This window comes from Undibacterium sp. WLX3042, assembly GCF_049544825.1.
In the GTDB taxonomy this organism is placed as follows: domain Bacteria; phylum Pseudomonadota; class Gammaproteobacteria; order Burkholderiales; family Burkholderiaceae_D; genus Undibacterium.
Genome location: NZ_CP186698.1, coordinates 497708 through 517422, shown reverse-complemented (window position 1 = coordinate 517422; position 19715 = coordinate 497708). Strand labels below are relative to the sequence as shown.

Sequence of the window (19715 nt, the reverse complement as noted above, 5' to 3'; positions counted from 1 at the left end):
GTATATCCAGTGACCAGTGCCTCGTCGGCAGAATAGTGTCATTGCTTAAATGAAAACGGATATTCCCGCCTCTCAGCCTTCTGCTGCGGAAGATCAGGAGCCAGTGTTGCCAGCACGCTCGCGCTGGCGTCGCCTTTTGTCGCATACTTTTGCCGCTTGCGGTGGCGGGCTCCGCTTTTTTCTTCGTGCGGTGCTGGTGCTGTACTTTGTGTTCTGCGCCCTCGTACTGGTGTTGCGCTATCTGGTGTTGCCACACGTGGCTGATTACAAGCAGGAAGTGGAAACCATGGTCAGCCGTGCGATCGGACGCGAATTGCACATGGTGTCATTGCAGGCATCCTGGCAAGGGCTTAATCCGCAACTGGTATTACAGAATGTGGAGATGCTTGACCAGCATGGCAAAGCGGCCTTGCGTCTGCCTGAAGTCAGGACGACGCTGTCGTGGTGGAGTCTGGCGCTGCTTGATCTGCGCTTTGACAACATCGAGCTGCATCAGCCAGTACTCGATATTCAGCGCGATACCGACGGCAAATTGTATATCGGCGGTTTTTTTATCGATCCGAAAAAGAAAAGCGACGGCAAGGGGCTGGACTGGGTGCTGGCACAGCATCAGATTGTCATCAGGCAAGGCGTTTTGCGCTGGAATGACCGGGTGCGTCAGGCACCGGAATTACAACTCAATGATGTCAGCCTGATTCTGCGCAATCGCTGGCGTCACCACCAGTTTGCCTTGCGTGCAACGCCTCCGGCGGCGTTATCTGCGCCGGTCGATATCCGCGGCGATGTGCAACATCCGGCATTCACCAGACAAGTGTCGGATTTCTCCAACTGGAGCGGCGAACTGTATGCCGATCTGCAAAGTACCGATCTGCATGCGTTGCGCTCGTATATTGATTATCCTGGCGATATCAGTCAGGGACATGGTGCGGTACGATCCTGGCTGCGACTCGATCGCGGCCGCGTCGCAGATGTCAGTGCCGATCTGAGGCTCGTTGACGTGCAAGGTCAATTTGCCAAAGATCTGCCTGAACTGGATATGGCGGAAATCCGTGGCCGCGTCACCGCCAGTGAAAAAGCCGATCTTGGCAAAAAATATCTGCCGTCCTTGTTCGGTAAAGCCGGACACACCATTGCTCTGACCGATTTTTATATGAAAGCCAGGGACGGTTCGGTCATGCCACCAACCACTATCAGGGAAAGTTTTACCCCGGGCACAGGCAATCAGTCGGCGAAGGTTGAGCTGTACACCAAATTTCTGGACTTACAAATTCTGGCTAACTTTGCCGGACACTTACCCTTACCTGCAGACCAGCGGCAGATGTTGCTGGATTTTGCGCCAAAAGGTCAGTTAAAGGAATTTTCTGCCTCTTGGCAGGGAACATATCCGGATGTGGCTGCATATAAAGTGAAGGGCGAATTTATTAATTTGTCCATGCGGCCGCAACCTGCACAGTTAGCCCGGGCCAAAACTGCAAAAACACCCGCGAAAGCAGCCGTTCCGGCGATTCCCGGCTTTGAAAATTTATCCGGTACTGTGGATGCGAGTGATCGCGGTGGAAATTTTTCACTCGATTCCAAAGATCTGTCATTACGCCTCACCAGTTATTTCATCGATCCTGTGATGCCGTTCGATCGCCTGCAAATGGAGGCGAACTGGAAATTTCAGGCGGACGATAAGCTGGTGTTTCAGATCAATAAGATGGATATGACGCAAGACAGTATGCATGCCACTTTGTCCGGCAAACACGTCATGTCTATGCGTGCATCTGCGCAGCCGCAACCCGGTGAGGTCGACTTAACTGCGCATATTGACGGCTTTGATCTGAAGCGACTCGAACGCTATATTCCCACCGTCGCCGAAGCAGATTTGCGTCACTGGCTGACGAAAAGCATACTGGATGGCCGTGCCGATGATGTGACTGTGCGTGTTCGCGGTGATCTCGCGCATTTCCCGTTTTCTGCGAGTGACCCGCACTCCAGGAATAAAGGGGAGTTTCTGGTCAAAGGCAGTCTGAGCGGCGGCAAACTGGATTTCACCGCTGGCGAACTGGCCGAAGGCGGTAAGGCGCCTTTATGGCCGGTCATTGACGATATCAAAGGCAATTTCATCTTTGAGCGCGCCAGAATGGAAATTAACGGTGACACAGCGAAAACTCTGGGGGCAGATCTGCGCAAGGTGAAAGCGGTGATTCCCGATTTATTAAGTGCGGGATCTGTCCTGAATATCGATGGCAACGCCAGCGGCCAGTTGCAGACCATGCTGGCATACGTCAGTGCAAGTCCTGTGGCTGGCTGGCTGGGGCATTTCCTGGCAGAGTCGAAAGCAAGTGCGAACGCAGGTTTAACTTTAAAGCTGCAATTACCGCTGCGTCATATGATCGATGCAAAAGTCAACGGCGTACTGCAATTCGCCAATAATGACGTGGTACTGCAACCCGGTATTCCACTGGTCACCGGGGTCAATGGCAAACTCGAATTTAACGAGCGCGGCGTTAATCTCGGGACGCTGAAGGGAAGTGCGCTGGGTGGTCCAATTGTCATCAGCGGCGGCTCACAAAAAGATAACAGTATTCGCGTCCGGCTTGATGGCAGCGTCACTGGTGAGGGTGTACGGCAGATGCTGCCAGCTGCAAATCGCGAGCAAATCAAAATAGACGGTACCAGTCGCTACACCGCAACGATTGCCGTGAAAAAGCAATTACCGGAAATCGTGATTGAATCGAATTTACAGGGAATGGCGCTCAATTTTCCCGCACCCATGAAAAAAAATGCGACGGAGTTGATGCCCTTGCGCATCGAACTGGTGCCACAGAACACAGCTGACAGCAGTGTTCTGCAGGATGAGTTGCGGATGCATCTTGGTAATGCAGTGCATGCAAAATACGTACGTCAGAAAAGTACCGATAAGCAAGCCAACTGGCAGCTCTTGCGTGGCGGTATCGGTGTGAATGTGCCTGCGCCCGAGCCTTTGCGCGGCGTGGCGGTTAATATTGAAGCGAATGTACTGCAAGCGGACGAGTGGCGTAGCGTTTTAAATACAAGTTCCGTCAATACCGCAGTTGGGAATACGACGAACACCTCTGCATTGAACGGTACTACGGGCAAAGCAGCGCAGGGCGGTGCTGCTTTAAATATTGCTCCTTATCTCGACATCAGCACACTGGCATTAAAAACCGGTCAGTTGCATATCTTGGGTAAGCAGCTGGATCACGTGGTGATGGGTATGTCTCATCACAATGATCTGTGGCAGGCGAATATCGACGCCAGTCAGGTTTCCGGGCATATCAGCTGGAATGAAGGCAGTGTCAAAGCTGGGACGGCAGGGCTGGCGGGACCGGGCACGGTGACGGCACGTTTAAGCAAGCTGACGATCCCGCAAGCGGCGACCAGCGATGTCAGTGATTTGTTGGAGGATAAGCGCAGCAGTACCCAGATACCGGGACTCGATATCGTTGCCGATAGTTTTGAGGTATTCAATAAAAAGCTCGGCAGACTGGAACTGCAAGCCAGTAATCAGATGAGTGGCGCTTCCAGTGAATGGCTGCTCAGTAAGGTACTGTTGAAAAATCCGGATGCGGAACTCAGGGCGACTGGACGCTGGGGGAGTCGCACTGGGAATAGCACCGGAAATAGCGCCGGAAATAGCGTGACCCAACTCAATTACGTGCTTGATATCGCGAATGCCGGGCAATTGCTGGACAGGCTTGGGTTTGCCAATGTCGTACGCGGTGGACGTGGACGACTGGACGGCGACGTGAAATGGAATGGCTTGCCCTATGCGATGGACATTCCCAGCATGAGCGGCAAGGTGCAGCTCGATCTGGCCGCCGGGCAGTTTTTAAAAGTCGATCCAGGCGCTGCGAAGTTACTCGGTGTGCTGAGTATGCAGTCATTGCCACGACGCCTTACTCTGGATTTCCGGGATATATTTTCTGAAGGCTTCGCATTTGATGCCATTACCGGCAGCGCGCAGATTGTGCAGGGTGTAGCCCGCACTGATAATCTGAAAATGCGCGGAGTGAATGCGACCGTGGTGATGGCGGGTAACGCAGATATCGTCAATGAATCCCAGCAATTGCATGTAGTGGTCATTCCGGTTATCAATGCCGGCGCGGCGTCGGTGGTGTACGGACTAGCGGTGAATCCCGTTATTGGTCTGGGAACCTTCCTCGCGCAATTGTTCTTACGTGAACCGCTGGCAAAGGCTTTTACCTTTGAATATATGGTGAGTGGCCCGTGGAAGGATCCTCTGGTGAAAAAAATTGAGCGTCAGGACAGTCAGGACGTTGCCGTTGAGCATCGACAGCCAGATGCCAGGAAAGGTGAATGATGAAAGTTGCAGCGATACAAATGGTTTCTTCTGCCACTCTGGCAGACAATATGGCGACAGCAAAACGTCTGCTGACCAGTGCAGCAGGCGACGGTGCCAAACTACTGTTATTGCCGGAATACTGGCCTTTAATGGGCTTGCAGGATACCGATAAACTGGCGATTGCCGAGCCTGCCGGTAGCGGCCCTATGCAGGAATTTTTAGCGGAAATGGCGCGTTCGCTGAAGGTCTGGCTGATCGGAGGCACTATCCCGCTGCAATCAGCCGAAACTGGCAAAGTCATGAATACGACGCTGGTATTTGATCCGCAGGGAGTGCAGCGTGTTCGCTACGACAAAATTCATTTGTTCGGTTTCTCCAAAGGCGATGAGTCATACGAAGAGGCACGTACCATTACTGCCGGCGAACAGGTAGCCACCTTTGAAACTGAGGCCGGCCGGGTTGGTCTGTCTATTTGCTATGACTTACGCTTTCCTGAATTATTCCGCGCGATGGGGCCTTGTTCTCTGATCGTTGTTCCTGCTGCTTTTACTTACACCACAGGTCAGGCGCACTGGGAAATTCTGTTGCGCGCCAGAGCGATAGAGAATCAGTGTTATGTTCTGGCATCGGGGCAGGGTGGCAGACATATCAATGGCCGTCGTACCTGGGGGCACAGTATGTTGATTGATCCTTGGGGGAAAATTCTCGCGGAATTGCCCGAAGGTGAGGGGATAGTCAGCGGTGACATCGATGCGGAATTGTTGCAGCAGATCCGCACCAGTCTGCCTGCGTTGCAACACCGGAAATTATAGTTGCCATCCGGCTTACCTCTCAGGATGGCTCAACTTCAAGTGTAAGTTATCAGCATACTGTTGTCGTCGCTGAGTTGTTTTACAATGCATATATTGCATTCTTTTGTATTGGTTAATCTACTTTATGAGTTCTTCAAATTCAGCCTTGAACCACCTCGTTATTGCACGTGACATTTTATTGACGCCATTTGGTCTGGACGACCATAAATTGTCGAAAGTGCTTGGTTCTATGTTCACGCACCGTGTGGACTATGCTGATCTGTATTTTCAGTTCACTCGCAGCGAAGGCTGGAGTCTTGAGGAAGGTATAGTCAAAACCGGCAGTTTTTCGATTGACCAGGGTGTTGGTGTCCGTGCTGTTTCCGGCGATAAAACTGCGTTTGCTTATTCGGATGAAATATCTGAAAAAGCCTTGTCTGATGCGGCCAAAGCAACCAGAACGATTGCGCTTCAGGGGGCGGGCAAGATCAAAGTCGCTTCCGCTTTGCACGGAATTCAGGGGCGGGATTTGTATTTACATGATGATCCTCTGCATTCTCTTGACGCCAACGAGAAGGTACGTTTGCTTGAGCGTATAGAAAAAATTGCGCGTGCAAAAGATCCTCGTATCGTTCAGGTGATGGCGTCGCTCGCCGGTGAATACGACGTCGTTCTGGTGGCCCGCAGCGATGGTGCGCTGGCAGCAGATATCCGTCCTCTGGTACGCGTTTCGCTGACCGTGATTGCGGAACAGAACGGACGTCGTGAAATGGGTTCCAGCGGTGGCGGTGGTCGCTATGATTATTCCTATTTTTCTGATGCCTTGCTTGAACAATATGCGGATGAGGCTGTGAAGTCTGCTCTGGTGAATCTGGATGCACGCCCGGCACCAGCGGGGCCAATGACGGTCGTGCTTGGCCCTGGCTGGCCCGGTGTATTGCTGCACGAGGCGGTGGGTCATGGTCTTGAGGGTGATTTCAACCGCAAAGGATCGAGTACGTTCTCCGGCCGCATCGGTGAGCGCGTTGCTGCAAAAGGTGTGACGGTCGTTGATGACGGCACGATGCGGAATCGCCGCGGTTCGCTCAATATTGACGATGAGGGTAATCCAACCCAATGCAGTACACTGATTGAAGACGGCATACTGAAGGGATATATGCAGGACACGATGAATGCGCGTCTGATGAAGATGGCAGTTACGGGGAATGCCCGTCGTGAATCGTTTGCGCATTTACCGATGCCACGCATGACCAACACCTATATGCTGGCCGGAGATAAAGATCCGCAAGAAATTCTGGCGTCTGTGAAAAATGGCTTATACGCTGTGAATTTTGGTGGTGGTCAGGTTGATATCACGAATGGTAAGTTTGTGTTCTCTGCCAGCGAAGCTTATATGATAGAAAACGGTAAGCTCAGTTATCCGGTCAAAGGCGCAACCCTGATAGGTAATGGACCTGAAGTACTGAACCATGTGTCCATGATCGGCAATGATTTGCGCCTCGATTCTGGTATCGGCGTGTGTGGTAAAGAGGGACAGAGTCTGCCGGTTGGCGTAGGTCAGCCTAGTCTGCGGATTGATGGTCTGACAGTCGGCGGCACCGCTTAGTTTTTTTACCGGTTTAAAATTGAGGTCAGGGTTCCATGTTTGTGATCGCTGTTGTGTCAGCAAAAGGTGGCGTAGGAAAGACTACGCTATCTGCCAACCTTGCATTCGGTATTGCTCAGCGTGGTCACCCCACTCTGGTGATCGATCTCGACCCCCAGAATGCACTGCAATGGCATCTCGGCGGCTTGGAACAGAGCAATTGCAAAGGAATCAGTGCACTGACCGGCCCGCGTACCAGGCTTGCAGGCGTGACGCATGGCAGTCCATACCATGTCTATTTTTCTCCATACGGCAGTGGTGGAGAAGTTCAGCGTCTGCGTTTTGAGAGTGTTCTGGAGCAACAGGATGACTGGCTGCGCTTGAAGTTGGAAAAAGCGAATTTGCCGGAAAATGCGATTGTCTTAATCGACACTCCACCCGGACCCTCGGTTTACATGAAGCAGGCAATTCATGCAGCAGATTACGTGCTGGTAGTGGTGCTGGCGGACGCTGCCTCTTATTCCACCCTGCCTGAAATGGAAGAACTGATCACCGCTTACCGGCCACCCATTTCGCGGTTGAAAGGTTCGGCTTATGTGATTAATCAGTCTGCGAAGCGGCAACTGGCACAGGACGTGTCTGCCTTATTCGCGTCGCAACTGGCTGAGCGTATGGTGCCTTATGTGATCCCTGAAGATGCAGAAGTCGAAGAGGCATTGGCATACGAATGTCCGCTCCTGCATTATCGTCCGGATAATCAGGCCACAAAGAAAATACAGTCCGTCGTTGACTGGTTGCTTGCACGGGTTCCTCAAGCTCAGTGAGCGAAGAATAAATCACCTCCTCATTCTGTTCTGCCACCGTTTTTTTTGCCGGCGTGGTTTTTGCATGGCCTCCTGGCAAATTCCCTTGAAATATCACTTCCTTACCGCTAAAGACACCGGGTTGCCTCATACAGTTGTGCTATTAGAAAATAAAAAGCAATTAATTTCTAATGTGATAATGTTTTTTCTCAGACACCGTGTTCAAATAACGGGTAATTGTAAGTAAATGAAATGAGAATTTACTTTTGATAAATTCTGATCTAACGCAAAGTAATGTTTTTAATAAGAAACTTATTTTTAAAAACAGCATCTGTACTGAAGTTGATCTCTGTCCAGTTATGAATTGTTGACATTCTTTTACGGTGTTTTGCTGGACGATTACTTTCGGCGAGTGTTACAGTTTTAGACGAAAAACTAGGTTTTGTTCCAGAGATCAGGAGCTGGAAAGTCAGCGAAACAATGAATGGAAGTACCCAAGTATGTTGAATAAAAATGTGCAGTATTACGAATCTCAGCAGTGTGCGATTCAATGGAAAGCATTTCTTGCCGCGTTCTCTGCTGAGTTTGCCTCAAAAGGTGACGTTCCGGACCTCCGGGCGTTTATGTATCAGATGGGACGGACGATGGCCGCTGCCTTTCCTGAACTTGACGGCACTAGTTTGCAAGCCCTTGAAGACGGCATTAATTCTTACTGGTCGCAAACCAACTGGGGCTGGATGGAACTGATTGAGCAGCCAGAAAGCCTGATCGTGGAACATCATGCCTCGCCTGTCAAAGTAGCGTTTGGAGCGGACGCGCTGACATGGTCTCCAGCCTTGCTTGAGGGCGTCTATGCACAGTTGTTTGACAATCTCGGCATGGATAAATCGCTCTGCTTAACGCAGCGCGGAGATGCTCTGGAAGATGGCCAGTTGTTTGTTTACGAATTAAAGAAGCAGCCCGATGAACCGACATATTTCACACGTCGTTGATTGTCGGATGATGACGCACTAAGAAATTGAAAAGGGCTGTGAAGATTATGGATGATGACGTTAAAAATCTTTTTCAAAAGTTTGGGCAACCAGCGACAGCGTACCAAGAGATAAGCCGCGAAGTTGAAAGCGAGCAGGCGAAAAAACGCTGGCCGCTTTTACGTGATGTCAGGGTTCATGCAATTCCAGATCATGCTTCGGCGGACAATGAAGAGTTTTCTGAGGCGCAACGTATGACGCCATCCCTGAAACAGGAGGCGGTTCCTGATGTTCATCATAAGCCCTTGTTTAACCGGAGTAGCAGTGCGGATATACCTGAGTCTGGTCATCCTTCAGTAAAGAAAAAGGAAACGACGTCTCCGGCAATGGCTACGTTTGCATCGCCAGGCATTTTCCAGTCAGGACCCCAGCAAAAAATGGTGCTTTCCAAACAGGAAGAGCCGTTAAAAAATGAAATGAATAGTTTGTTCCGTACTCCTAAGGCAAGTGTGGTGAGCACGACGGCTGTGCAAGCTGAGTCTCAGAATAATGGTGTCGCCCTGCCTGTACATACCGATAAGCATCAACCGCTTTCAGCGGTGTTTAAGCGCCTTGCCGCTCAGCCTGAACCGGCGAAAACTACCGAATCTCCAGTAAATTCTTTTTTCAAAAAAATCTTCAAATCATGAGAGTGGTAGCTGTTATTTCTCCGAAGGGAGGCGTGGGAAAGACAACGGTGACAGCAAATCTTGCTTCAGCGCTTGCCCGTATGGGCGCCAAGGTGGTGGTGCTCGATCTGGATCCGCAAAATGCGCTGAGGCTACATTTCGGTATGCCTTACGATGATGTAGCAGGAATTGCCATGCGCAGTCTGAGAGATGACCGCTGGACGCATGTGCTTTATGAAAGCACTTATGGCGTTGACTTCTTACCATACGGTACCGTTGAGGAAGATCAGCGGGAAGTTTTTGAAGATACAGTCCGGAGTAATCCGGACTGGTTGTATTTGCATCTGCGTGATTTATCGCTGGACCCGGCAACGGTCGTTTTAATTGATACTCCGCCAGGGCCAAGCATTTATCTGCAGCAAGTGCTGAGCGTTGCACATATCGGTCTGGTTGTACTCAAGCCTGACGCCGCGTCCTATTCGACGGTGCCCTCAATCGAATCTTTGATTCAATATTACACAGCCGGAAGGAAGGATTTTCTTGGTTACTGCTACGTGTTGAATCAGATGGATGCGTCCAGGCAATTGTGTCGTGATGTTCACGGTATGCTGCGCTCGACCTTAGGTGGTAAGTTTGTTCCTTCCACGATACACAAGGATGAGGCTGTCAGTGAAGCGCTGGCATGCCAGACTCCCGTTTCTTACTATGCACAACACAGTTCCGCCACACACGATGTGCAGCAACTTGCTGTATGGCTGCAAGAAAATTTCGGACTGGTTGATTGATGCGCTCGATACTGAATTCGCGATATTTATACGGCCGGCTCAATGAGTTTGGGCGATTGATGGTCAACTGGCCTGGCTGGAATTCCAAGTTGTCCCGGGTTTCAGCGCTGATCGTTGCTGCCGTGCTTTTCTGGGTCTCGATCAGTATGCCCATGGAACTGCCGTATCAGACTTTTTTCTCGGTGGTGATATTTTCTACCGCGATGTATTTGCGCCGTTACACGGGAACGCTGATTTCTCTGATCATGGTGATGTTCTCCGTCAGCGCAACGAGCCGATATATTTACTGGCGGGTCAACTACACAATCGATACCGAAAATCTGGTCGATTTATTTTTCGCTCTGGTATTGATCCTTGCGGAAATTTATGCGTGGCTGGTGTTATTGCTCGGATATCTGCAAACTGCATGGCCGCTCAGACGCAAACCTGCCGTCTTACCGGCAGATACATCGACTTGGCCGGTTGTTGATCTGTTCATCCCGACTTATAACGAAGATCTGGCGGTGGTTAAACCGACCGTTATGGCAGCAATGGGCATAGACTGGCCCAAAGATAAACTGAATATCATCATTCTGGATGACGGACGGCGCCCTGAATTTGCCGAATTTGCCCGGACCGTCGGCGTCCAGTGCTTCACGCGTGCCGATAATAATCATGCGAAAGCAGGCAACATCAATGCTGCGCTGAAACGGACAAATGGTGAGTTTGTCGCCATTTTTGACTGCGACCACATGCCTACCCGTTCATTTCTGCAATATACGATGGGGTGGTTTCTGGTTGATCCAAAATTGGCGATGGTACAGACACCCCACCATTTTTTATCCCCTGACCCATTTGAGAGAAATCTGCATACGTTCAGGCATGTGCCGAATGAAGGTGAGCTTTTTTACGGCCTGATTCAGGATGGAAATGATTTGTGGAACGCTACCTTCTTTTGTGGTTCTTGCGCAATTCTGCGGCGAACCTATCTGGAAGAAATTGGTGGGATTGCCGTCGAAACCGTGACCGAAGATGCACACACTGCATTGAAAATGCAGCGGCTCGGATATAACACCGCTTATCTGGCATTGCCACAGGCGGCAGGGCTGGCGACTGAGAGTTTATCGGCACACGTCGGGCAGCGCATACGCTGGGCGCGTGGCATGGCGCAGATTTTCAGGGTGGATAATCCTTTGTTAGGCAAAGGCCTGACTTTCGGTCAGCGACTTTGTTACAGCAATGCGATGCTGCATTTCTTTTACGGCTTGCCACGCATGGTTTTTCTGCTGGCGCCGATTTCATATTTGTTTTTTGAAGTACATATCATCAAGGCGTCGGCGATTGCGATTGCGGCTTACTCGTTGCCGCATTTGCTGCACGCCAACCTGACGAACTCCCGTATTCAGGGAGCACATCGGCATTCTTTCTGGGCCGAGGTGTATGAAGCCACCCTGGCCTGGTATATTTTCCGTCCAACAATGGTTGCTCTGATTAATCCCAAATTAGGGAAGTTCAACGTGACCGCGAAGGGCGGTCTGGTTGAAGAGGAGCACTTTGACTGGGTTATTTCCAAACCCTATCTGGTCATGCTGGCGCTGAATATTTTAGGTTTTATTATTGGTATCGGACGAGCGATCTGGTGGAACAGTTATGAGCTGGATACGGTTTTGCTGAACATGCTGTGGACAATTTACAATCTGATTATTCTCGGTGCGACACTTGCTGTAGCAACCGAGTCCAAGCAGGTGCGGCGCTCTCATCGGGTGCGTGCCGTACTGAATGCGACACTGCGCTTACACAATGGACATTCCTTCGTCTGTCAGACTGAAGATTTTTCTATGGGTGGAATGTCGCTTCGCATACCTGAAGGCTTCAAATTAGAGAAAGGCGAAGAGGCGATGATTTCGCTGTATGGCACGAACGGGGAATGTTTATTTCCGGCGAAAGTCATTTTCTCAAAAGAGAACTTGCTGAGTCTGCAGTTCCTGAATCTGAATTTGCAGCAGCAGATGGATCTGATCAGTTGCACCATTGGCAGGGCCGATGTCTGGTTGAACTGGTCTGAAGAACGTGATCTCGATCATCCTCTGAATGGTCTGAAAGAAATTGCCTATCACAGCCTGCGCGGCTTTATTCAGTTTGGAGCCGGGTTGAAACAGTATTTCGGAAAAAAAAGCGATTAGCACATGACTACACTTACTGAAGCGAACATTGTGAAAAACATGAAATCAACATTGCCCTGGAAAAAAACGGTCAACACCACACTTGCGCTGGCGATTGCATTTGGCATGAGTGTGACTGCGCACGACGATGTTTTTGCAAAATCGAAGCGCAAATCTTCCGAAGCGCAGACAGAAGAGACAGAAAAACTTGCCGCCAGCGACGCCCCGGTCGCCGTTTCAACAGCAGCACCAGGCCAGAAAGTGTATACCATCAGCCTTAAGCAAATGGGGCAGGGATCCAATATCGAATTACGCGGTGTTGAGGGCGAGCGTACGTTTCCTTTCACTGTCCGCAGTGACGAAGTGATCACTGCGGCGAAAATACGTTATGGTATTGCGTATTCACCTGCGTTGCTGCCGGATTTGTCGCATATCAAAATCTCAGTTAACAATGAGCTGGTCAGTGTTGTTCCTTTACCGAAAGATAATCCCAAAGGCATCGTTCGTGAAGACAATATCGATCCACGTTATTTCGCCGATTTTAATCAGCTCAGTTTCAAGCTGATAGGACATTACACCAGAGATTGCGAAGACCCTTATCATTCCAGTTTGTGGGCGAAAATCAGTAATACGACGCAGCTGGAACTGACCGTCAGCACGATAGATCTGGCGAATGATCTGGCGCTGTTACCAGGTCCGTTTTTTGATAAACGTGATTCCAAATTGCTGGAATTGCCTTTTGTGCTGCCTGGTGGCGCATCACTGGAATTGCTGCGCAATGCCGGTGTCGTGGCTTCCTGGTTCGGTCATCTGGCCTCCTATCGTGGAGCCCGTTTCCCGGTTGCAGATGGCATGCCTAAATCGCATGCGATCGTGTTCGCTACGACCAAGGAAGCGCCGGCCGGTGTGCAGCTACCCGTGATCAACGGTCCGACTTTGATGGTCGTGCCTAATCCACAGAACCCGAAAACAAAATTATTGCTGGTGTTAGGTCGCGATAACGCTGAGTTGAAGATCGCAGTTCAGGCCCTGACGCTGGGGCAGACCGCGCTCGCCGGGCAGACGGCAATCATCCGTAACTTTAAAGAACCGGCGATCCGCAAAGCCTATGATGCTCCTAAATGGCTACCTACTTCCCGGCCTGTGAAATTCGGTGAGCTGACCCCGCTGCAGAGCCTGCAGGTAAATGGTCTGACGCCGGATCTGATCAGGATTAACATGCGGGTAGCACCGGATCTGTTCACCTGGCAGACCGAGGGCGTACCTATGGATCTGCGCTATCGTTTCACACCCCGACCAACTATTGACAAATCCACGCTGAATATCGGTATCAATGACGGATTTGTCCGCGCCTTATCTTTGTCCGGTGCAGAACCTGAAAAAGGCAAAATCAAAGAATCCGTGATGCTGTTCTTTAAGTCGGGCTTGCGTTATGCTCAGGAAGAAATTCAGGTGCCGACGTTCAGAATCGGTGCGGAAAATCAGCTGCAATTTCATTTCTTCTACGATTATCCTAAGCAAGGCGCGTGTAAAGACGTGTATCTGGATAACGTACGTTCCACGATAGATCCGGATTCGACTATCGATTTTTCTCACATGCCGCACTATGCGACTTACCCTAATCTGGCCTACGTTGCGAACGCCGGGTTCCCGTTCACAAAATTTGCAGATTTGTCCGAATCGGCGGTTATTCTTCCTGAGCGCGCCAGTAATCAGGAGCTGGAAGTTTTTTTCAATCTGATGGGGCGTATGGGAGAGTCGACCGGCTATCCGGTCACCAACAACAGCCTGATCTACGGCAGCGATGTTGAGAAACACAGTAATAAAGATCTGCTCGTTATTGCGACTAACGGTAATCAACCTCTCCTGAAACAATGGTCAAAATATATGCCGCTGACCATCGATGAGACAGGGAACCGTTTGCAATTACCTACGGGGTTTTTACGTGTTCTGGCACGCTGGGCTGGCAAAGATCTGGATGAACTCGAGCGTAAATCCGGTGAAATGTTAGCCAGTACCGGCAGTGCATTCGGTACCGTCATGCAGTTTGAATCGCCATTATCCAGTGGTCACAGTGTTGTTGTCGTGACGTCTGGCAGCCCCCGTGGCCTGCTGGATGTCACCGATGGTCTGAACAAAGCCGATCTTCGCAGCCAATTCCAGGGCGATCTGGTATTGATTAAAGGCGACAGGGTCGTCAACGCACTGGTTGGTAACACTTATTACTCCGGTCATCTGCCGTTCTGGACCTGGCTGAAGTGGAATCTGTCAACGAAACCGGTCGTGCTGATTGTGTTCCTGATGCTGGCTTCACTGATTGCTGCAGCTTTACTGTTCCGCTATTTACGGAGAAAGGCAGCACAGCGCCTGAAGGCGAACGAGCCGAAAGACCAACATTGATACATCAAAAATAACTGAATAAAACAGTCATTTCACGCAGGCAGACCACATGAATGTGGTCTGCCTGTTTATAATTTATCGTCAGTTTTTAAAGCGGATTTCACAATCGTAAGCTGAGGCAGAGATCGCTTCATCTAAGTGTTGAATAGGGGATGGTAATGGTTTTCAAAAGAAAAGCGATGGTGTTGGCGCTTTTAGCGATGTGTGTCGAATGCAGCACGGCTTTTGCGAACTCTCCTCTGACCCAGAAATTAATTGAACAGGCACACTTTTGGGAACAGCGCGGTCGCGACGATAATGCGGCGGATGCCTGGCGCAAGGTGCTGAAAGTCGATGCGAACAATATTGAGGCTTTGGTTGCCTTAGGCATATTTGATGCCCACAGTGGCAATGCTGAGCTTGCAAAAAGTCACCTCAATAAACTGATAGAAATCAAGGCAGGCAGTGCGCAGATCCGGTTAGTTGAAAAAGCAATCAGTCTTGGTACTGGCGGTGGTAAATCTCAGCTTGAAAATGCCAGACGACTGGCACAGCAAGGTGATACCGAAGCTGCAGCCGAGAGTTATCGCCAGCTTGGCGATGCATCCCGACTGAAAGGTGATGCGGCGTTTGAATATTATCAGGTGCTGGCAGGGACAAAAACTGGTTATGCCGAGGCAAAGCGAGGCCTTGAAAAGCTGACGAAAGAAAATCCTTCCAATCATAAATATGCATTGGCATATGCGCAGGTGCTGACTTATCGTGAGACCAGCAGGCCAGAGGGACTCGCGTTACTGGAAAATCTGAGTAACAAAGCCGAAGTATCTAAACAGGCGGAAGAGGCGTGGCGTCAGGCATTGACCTGGATGGGACTGCAAAGCAGCAACAGTAAATATTTCCGCAGCTATCTGGAAAAACATCCCCAGGATAAAACCATACAGGACAAACTCGCCAGCGTGAATCGTCCGGCCAGAAGTGATGCGTCGGAAGAGCGCCGTCCCGTCAACAAGCCCAAGCCTGAAAGTCCTCTGGCAAAAGGATCGGCGCTCGGGTTTAAAGCGCTGGATGCCAACGATGTGCCGACCGCTGAGAAAGAATTTCAGGCACTGATTAAGTCTCACCCTAAAGATCCGGTCGGATATGGCGGTATGGGGCTGGTCAAAATGCGCCAGGAAGAATTTATTGAGGCGCGTAAGTTCCTGCAAAAAGCTTTGGATCTCTCATCCGCCAAAGCGAAATCGAATTGGAAACAGGCATTTGATGGTGCCAATTACTGGGCATTGATCGAAGATGCGCGCACGGCGTTTGAGGATGCGGACAGCGCAAAAGGAATCGCCTTATTGCGCAAAGCCATTGAGATTAACGGTACCGAGCCCTCAGGTATTTTGCAACTTGCCGAAGCATTGCAGGCTGAGAATGATATGGCCGGCGCAGAAGAAAACTTTAAACGTGTTTTCAACGCCGATAAAAAAGAAATGCGCGCGCTGGACGGACTGATTGGCATTTATGTTTTGCAGAAGCGGCTCAGCGATCTTGAGGCACTAGGCGAATATTTATTACCTCGTCATCTGGCGATCGTCGCAAATCTGAAGTCTGAGCAAATGGCAGCGCAGGCGAAGCAACTTGAATCGGCTGGCGATATCATCGGTGCGCAAAGGGTGTTGGAAGACGCGGTACTGATCAAACCGGAAGATGCCTGGTTAAGGATGTCGCTGGCGAAAATTTATCTGAAACGGGACATGGCACCGCAGGCGCAGGCATTGTTAGATGCGCTCACGAATGTTGAAAAGCCCGATGCGGAGGCGTTGTACGTCAGTGCCTTGCTCAGTCAGATGCAGCAACTGTGGTGGGAAGGTTTGCAAACTCTCGAGCGTGTGCCAGCCAACGCGCGCAAACCAGAAATGTTTGCGTTGCAAAAGCAATTATGGATACGCGTCCAGCTTGACCGGATTGATCTTCTGAACAAACGTGGTTATGTCGATCAGGTCAGGGATATCCTGACACAGATTGAAGCAGCTGCAGGAACGGATAGTGAGTATATCGGCACCCTCGCTGCTTTGTACATCAAGTTAGGCGATACCGAACGCGGTTTTGCCATGATACGCCAGGCAGTACAAAATACGCAGCAGCCTTCTGCCAGTTTGTTATTGCAATATGCCAGCACCCTGATGCAGGCGAATCAGGAAGCCGAGCTCGAAGCCGTGATGCGTAAAGTGGCAGCGATGCCGAAATTGCAGGAGGACGAAGTAAAATCCTTCAGACAATTGCAAAAGGCTTTGTCCATGCGCTACTCCGAGCGCACCAGGGAGGCGAAAGACTACGCCGCTGCTTACGCTTATATCCAGCCTTATCTGATCGAGACGCCGGACGATAATTTATTGCTGCTGACATTAGCGCGCATTTATTCGTCTGCCGGTGATACTGAACCGGCAAAAGAGTTGTACACCAAGGTACTGGAAACCGATCCGGATAATCCAGAGGTCTTACAAGGACTGGTCTTTGCGGCAATACAAATCAAAGATTTCAGCGGCGCCGAAAATTATCTTGAGAAATTAATGCGCATGCAGCCGGAGAATCCACGCTTTATAGCGCTGGCGGGTAATGTCGCGCGCGCGCAGGGACACAATAGCAAGGCGCTGGGTTACTTCAAAAAAGCTCTGGCACTGGAGCAGGCGCAGCGACCATTGTCAGGTGCCGGTGTTGATGGTTTGCGTCTGGTCACGCCGGGTTCTGTTGCCAACAATCTCAACAATTTCAAAGTCAATCCTTTTGCCGAACGTAAGGCAGATGCTGTTCCGGCAGCGGCGCAAGTTGCTGTGCAGCCAACAGTGGTTACAGCCGCTCCGCGTACACCGCCGGTGTTGAAGGAAGTGCCGCAACTTGGTCCGCAATATGCTGCTATCGCGTCGCCGGTACCGAAGTTGCCGGCGGCAAATTCCTCTGCCACAACGCCGGCCGCAGTGGCACCGGTCGCAGCCGTTGCCGCTGCACCAGCGAGTGCGGCCATGATAAAGGCGACACCTGTCACTCCGACTGTACCTGCCGCCGCGGCTAATTCAGGAATGGCTGCAAGTAGCAACGTCGTCAGCAAACCAGCGTCTGCACCGGTATTGCTGAATGTGCCGAGCGCACCACCAGCAACACCAGCAACACCAGCAACGCCAGCAACGCCAGCAGTATCAGTAGCTCCATCTCCGACGCCAACGGTATCGCGCAACAATCCGGTGCCAGCACCTGCTGCCAGCGGAACAGAGGTGAAAAAAGCAGCATCAGTCAAAGCAGACGCGGGTATTTCAAAGCAGGTCATCAGCGCGGAAGAGGCGGCACTGATCAAAGAGATTGATGCTCTGAATGAGTTGAACCGCTCCGAAGTCACCGCCGGGTTTTCTGCCAGAGCACGCAGCGGTCAAAGTGGTTTATCTCAGTTGAAAGATCTGGAAACACCGATAGAAGCACATATCACGACCCTGGGTTATGGTCAGTTTGGCTTGAAGGTGATTCCGGTCGTGATTGATGCCGGTACCTTGCAACTGAATGATGCAAATATCGCAGGCCAGTTCGGGCGTAATGCCATACTCAATGAACAGGCAAAATTCGCCAAAGTCGCTTTTTCAACACAAGCCAGAACACGTGGCTTATCGGATGCGTCTTCCATCGAGCAAGTGGCGAAAGGTGTGGCGCTGAATATGAGTTACGAACTGGCGGGTGTGAAGCTTGATGTTGGCTCCAGCCCGCTTAATTTCCCTATCCAGAATGTTGTCGGCGGCCTGCGCTGGAGCACGCAGTCGGATGGCCTTAATTTTAGTGCTGAATTGTCCCGTCGGTCAGTGACGGACAGTTACCTGTCGTATGCGGGCGCAAAAGACAGCCTGTACGGGCTGAACTGGGGCGGCGTTACCAGAAATGGCTTACGTCTGGATGCGTCCTACGATGGCGAGGAGGGCGGCGTCTACGGCGCGCTGGGCTTGTATGGCATCAATGGTAAAAACGTGGTTAAAAACACGCAGGTTGATGCGGGTGCCGGTATTTACTGGCGGGCTTACCGCACCAAAGACACCACAGTGACAACCGGGCTGGGTTTGAATTCAAGTTTCTATAAAAAGAATCTGCGTTATTTTACTTACGGCCACGGCGGGTATTTCAGCCCGCAATCATATCTTGCTCTGAATGTACCGCTGGAGATCAGCGGACGTTATGGCAAATTGTCATATCAGGCCGGTGCATCGGTTGGTGTTCAGCATTTCCGTGAAGATGCGACACCGTATTACCCTTTGATCAGTGCAGATCAGACCGAGCTTGAGTTATTTGCGGCGGCGAATCCAGCGTTGAATATTGCCAGCAGCTATGCGGGGCAATCGCATACCGGATTGCAGTACAAAATTTCCGGTGCCTTAGAGTATTTGCTGTCGCCGCATTTCACGCTGGGCGGCAGATTCTCTGCCGATAACTCGGGCGATTTTACCGATGCCAGCGGTATGCTGTATATCCGTTACACGTTCGAGCCGCGGCGAGGTCAGGTCGCCTTTCCGCCGATTGCTCCTAAGCCTTACTATCTGGGAAATTGACCGATGAAAACTATCATGAAGACACTGATCGTCACATCGGCAGCGCTGCTGTTAACAAGCTTTGTAAATGCTGCAGATTTACAGTCAGAGGGGCGGGTTCATCTGGCGGAAGGGGATGCGGCTGCCGCGAGTAAAAAATTTGCTGAAGCAGCGAAAGTAAATCCTTTTGATGCGTCTGCATTGAACAATCAGGCCGTATCTTTGGCAGCGCAGGGCGATTATGAAAACGCACTGAATTTGCTGGAGCGCGCGGTCAGACTCAATCCTGAACGCCGTGATATTGCGACCAATCTGACGAATATGCGGCAGTGGATGGCGCGCAACGTACCGCAAGTGAAACTGAAAGAGCAGAGCAAACCCATCGTGAATGTATATCCCGAAGGCGATATTCCGCCGGAACCGCCAGCGCTCTGGAAAAAATAAATACGAAATAAGGGGATTTGGCTTGCCAATTGCTGATTTTTGATGCAATATCAATGCTGAAATTTTTAAGTTTTATCAAAATTTAATATAGCGATTCAAGCCAAACGCCTAATTTATGAAACTTGCTTACTTCTTTTTCTTTTTTTACTTTAGCTATTCCAAGCCTCAGGCGGTAGGAAGAAGGTAAGCGCACAAAGAAAAAAAGCTCAACCAGATTTCTGAAAAAACCGCCAGTCATGGCGGTTTTTTTTTGCCACGAATTCAGCCATTTGCACTTATTTATACTTGAAAG

The 19715-nt window shown here is 50.6% G+C and carries 12 protein-coding genes; 11 read left to right on the top strand and 1 reads right to left on the bottom strand.

The window, feature by feature from the left end; all coding sequences use genetic code 11:
• Positions 1 to 49: 49 nt before the first annotated feature.
• The 11 genes from ACPAOP_RS02385 to ACPAOP_RS02335 all read left to right on the top strand — a co-directional run bounded on the left by ACPAOP_RS02385 (position 50) and on the right by ACPAOP_RS02335 (position 19423).
• Complete coding sequence (locus ACPAOP_RS02385) at positions 50 to 4330, top strand: YhdP family protein (protein ID WP_423709163.1); 4281 nt, start codon at positions 50 to 52, stop codon at positions 4328 to 4330.
• Positions 4327 to 5124: a carbon-nitrogen hydrolase family protein gene (locus ACPAOP_RS02380; protein ID WP_423709162.1), complete on the top strand. Its 798-nt coding sequence runs from the start codon at positions 4327 to 4329 to the stop codon at positions 5122 to 5124. The genes ACPAOP_RS02385 and ACPAOP_RS02380 overlap by 4 nt, the downstream gene beginning before the upstream one ends.
• Positions 5125 to 5248: 124 nt before the next feature.
• Entirely contained in the window at positions 5249 to 6709 is a 1461-nt protein-coding gene (gene tldD / locus ACPAOP_RS02375) for a metalloprotease TldD (RefSeq protein ID WP_423709161.1), read from the top strand.
• A gap of 35 nt (positions 6710 to 6744) precedes the next feature.
• A complete protein-coding gene (gene bcsQ / locus ACPAOP_RS02370) occupies positions 6745 to 7512 on the top strand; it encodes a cellulose biosynthesis protein BcsQ (RefSeq protein ID WP_423709160.1) in 768 nt (255 codons plus the stop codon).
• Between the two features lie 479 nt (positions 7513 to 7991).
• Positions 7992 to 8483, top strand: a complete 492-nt coding sequence (bcsD, locus tag ACPAOP_RS02365; protein ID WP_423709159.1) for a cellulose biosynthesis protein BcsD — start codon at positions 7992 to 7994, stop codon at positions 8481 to 8483.
• A 47-nt stretch (positions 8484 to 8530) separates the two neighbouring features.
• Positions 8531 to 9151: a cellulose biosynthesis protein BcsP gene (gene bcsP, locus ACPAOP_RS02360; protein ID WP_423709158.1), complete on the top strand. Its 621-nt coding sequence runs from the start codon at positions 8531 to 8533 to the stop codon at positions 9149 to 9151.
• Positions 9148 to 9915: a cellulose biosynthesis protein BcsQ gene (gene bcsQ, locus ACPAOP_RS02355; protein WP_423681011.1), complete on the top strand. Its 768-nt coding sequence runs from the start codon at positions 9148 to 9150 to the stop codon at positions 9913 to 9915. Before bcsP ends, bcsQ (ACPAOP_RS02355) begins: the two co-directional genes overlap by 4 nt.
• A gap of 59 nt (positions 9916 to 9974) precedes the next feature.
• A complete protein-coding gene (gene bcsA, locus ACPAOP_RS02350) occupies positions 9975 to 12077 on the top strand; it encodes a UDP-forming cellulose synthase catalytic subunit (RefSeq protein WP_423709157.1) in 2103 nt (700 codons plus the stop codon).
• 3 nt (positions 12078 to 12080) lie between these two features.
• Positions 12081 to 14456 carry a cellulose biosynthesis cyclic di-GMP-binding regulatory protein BcsB gene (gene bcsB, locus ACPAOP_RS02345; protein ID WP_423709156.1) on the top strand — a complete coding sequence of 792 codons (2376 nt, stop codon included), beginning with the start codon at positions 12081 to 12083 and terminating at the stop codon, positions 14454 to 14456.
• 158 nt (positions 14457 to 14614) lie between these two features.
• Positions 14615 to 19000: a cellulose synthase subunit BcsC-related outer membrane protein gene (locus ACPAOP_RS02340; protein WP_423709155.1), complete on the top strand. Its 4386-nt coding sequence runs from the start codon at positions 14615 to 14617 to the stop codon at positions 18998 to 19000.
• A 3-nt stretch (positions 19001 to 19003) separates the two neighbouring features.
• On the top strand, positions 19004 to 19423 hold the full coding sequence (locus tag ACPAOP_RS02335; protein WP_423681003.1) for a tetratricopeptide repeat protein: 420 nt from the start codon (positions 19004 to 19006) through the stop codon (positions 19421 to 19423).
• Positions 19424 to 19505: 82 nt separating this feature from the next.
• On the opposite strand, the gene ACPAOP_RS02330 is transcribed toward ACPAOP_RS02335, so the two are convergent.
• Entirely contained in the window at positions 19506 to 19661 is a 156-nt protein-coding gene (locus ACPAOP_RS02330; protein ID WP_423681002.1) for a hypothetical protein, read from the bottom strand.
• Positions 19662 to 19715: the final 54 nt, after the last annotated feature.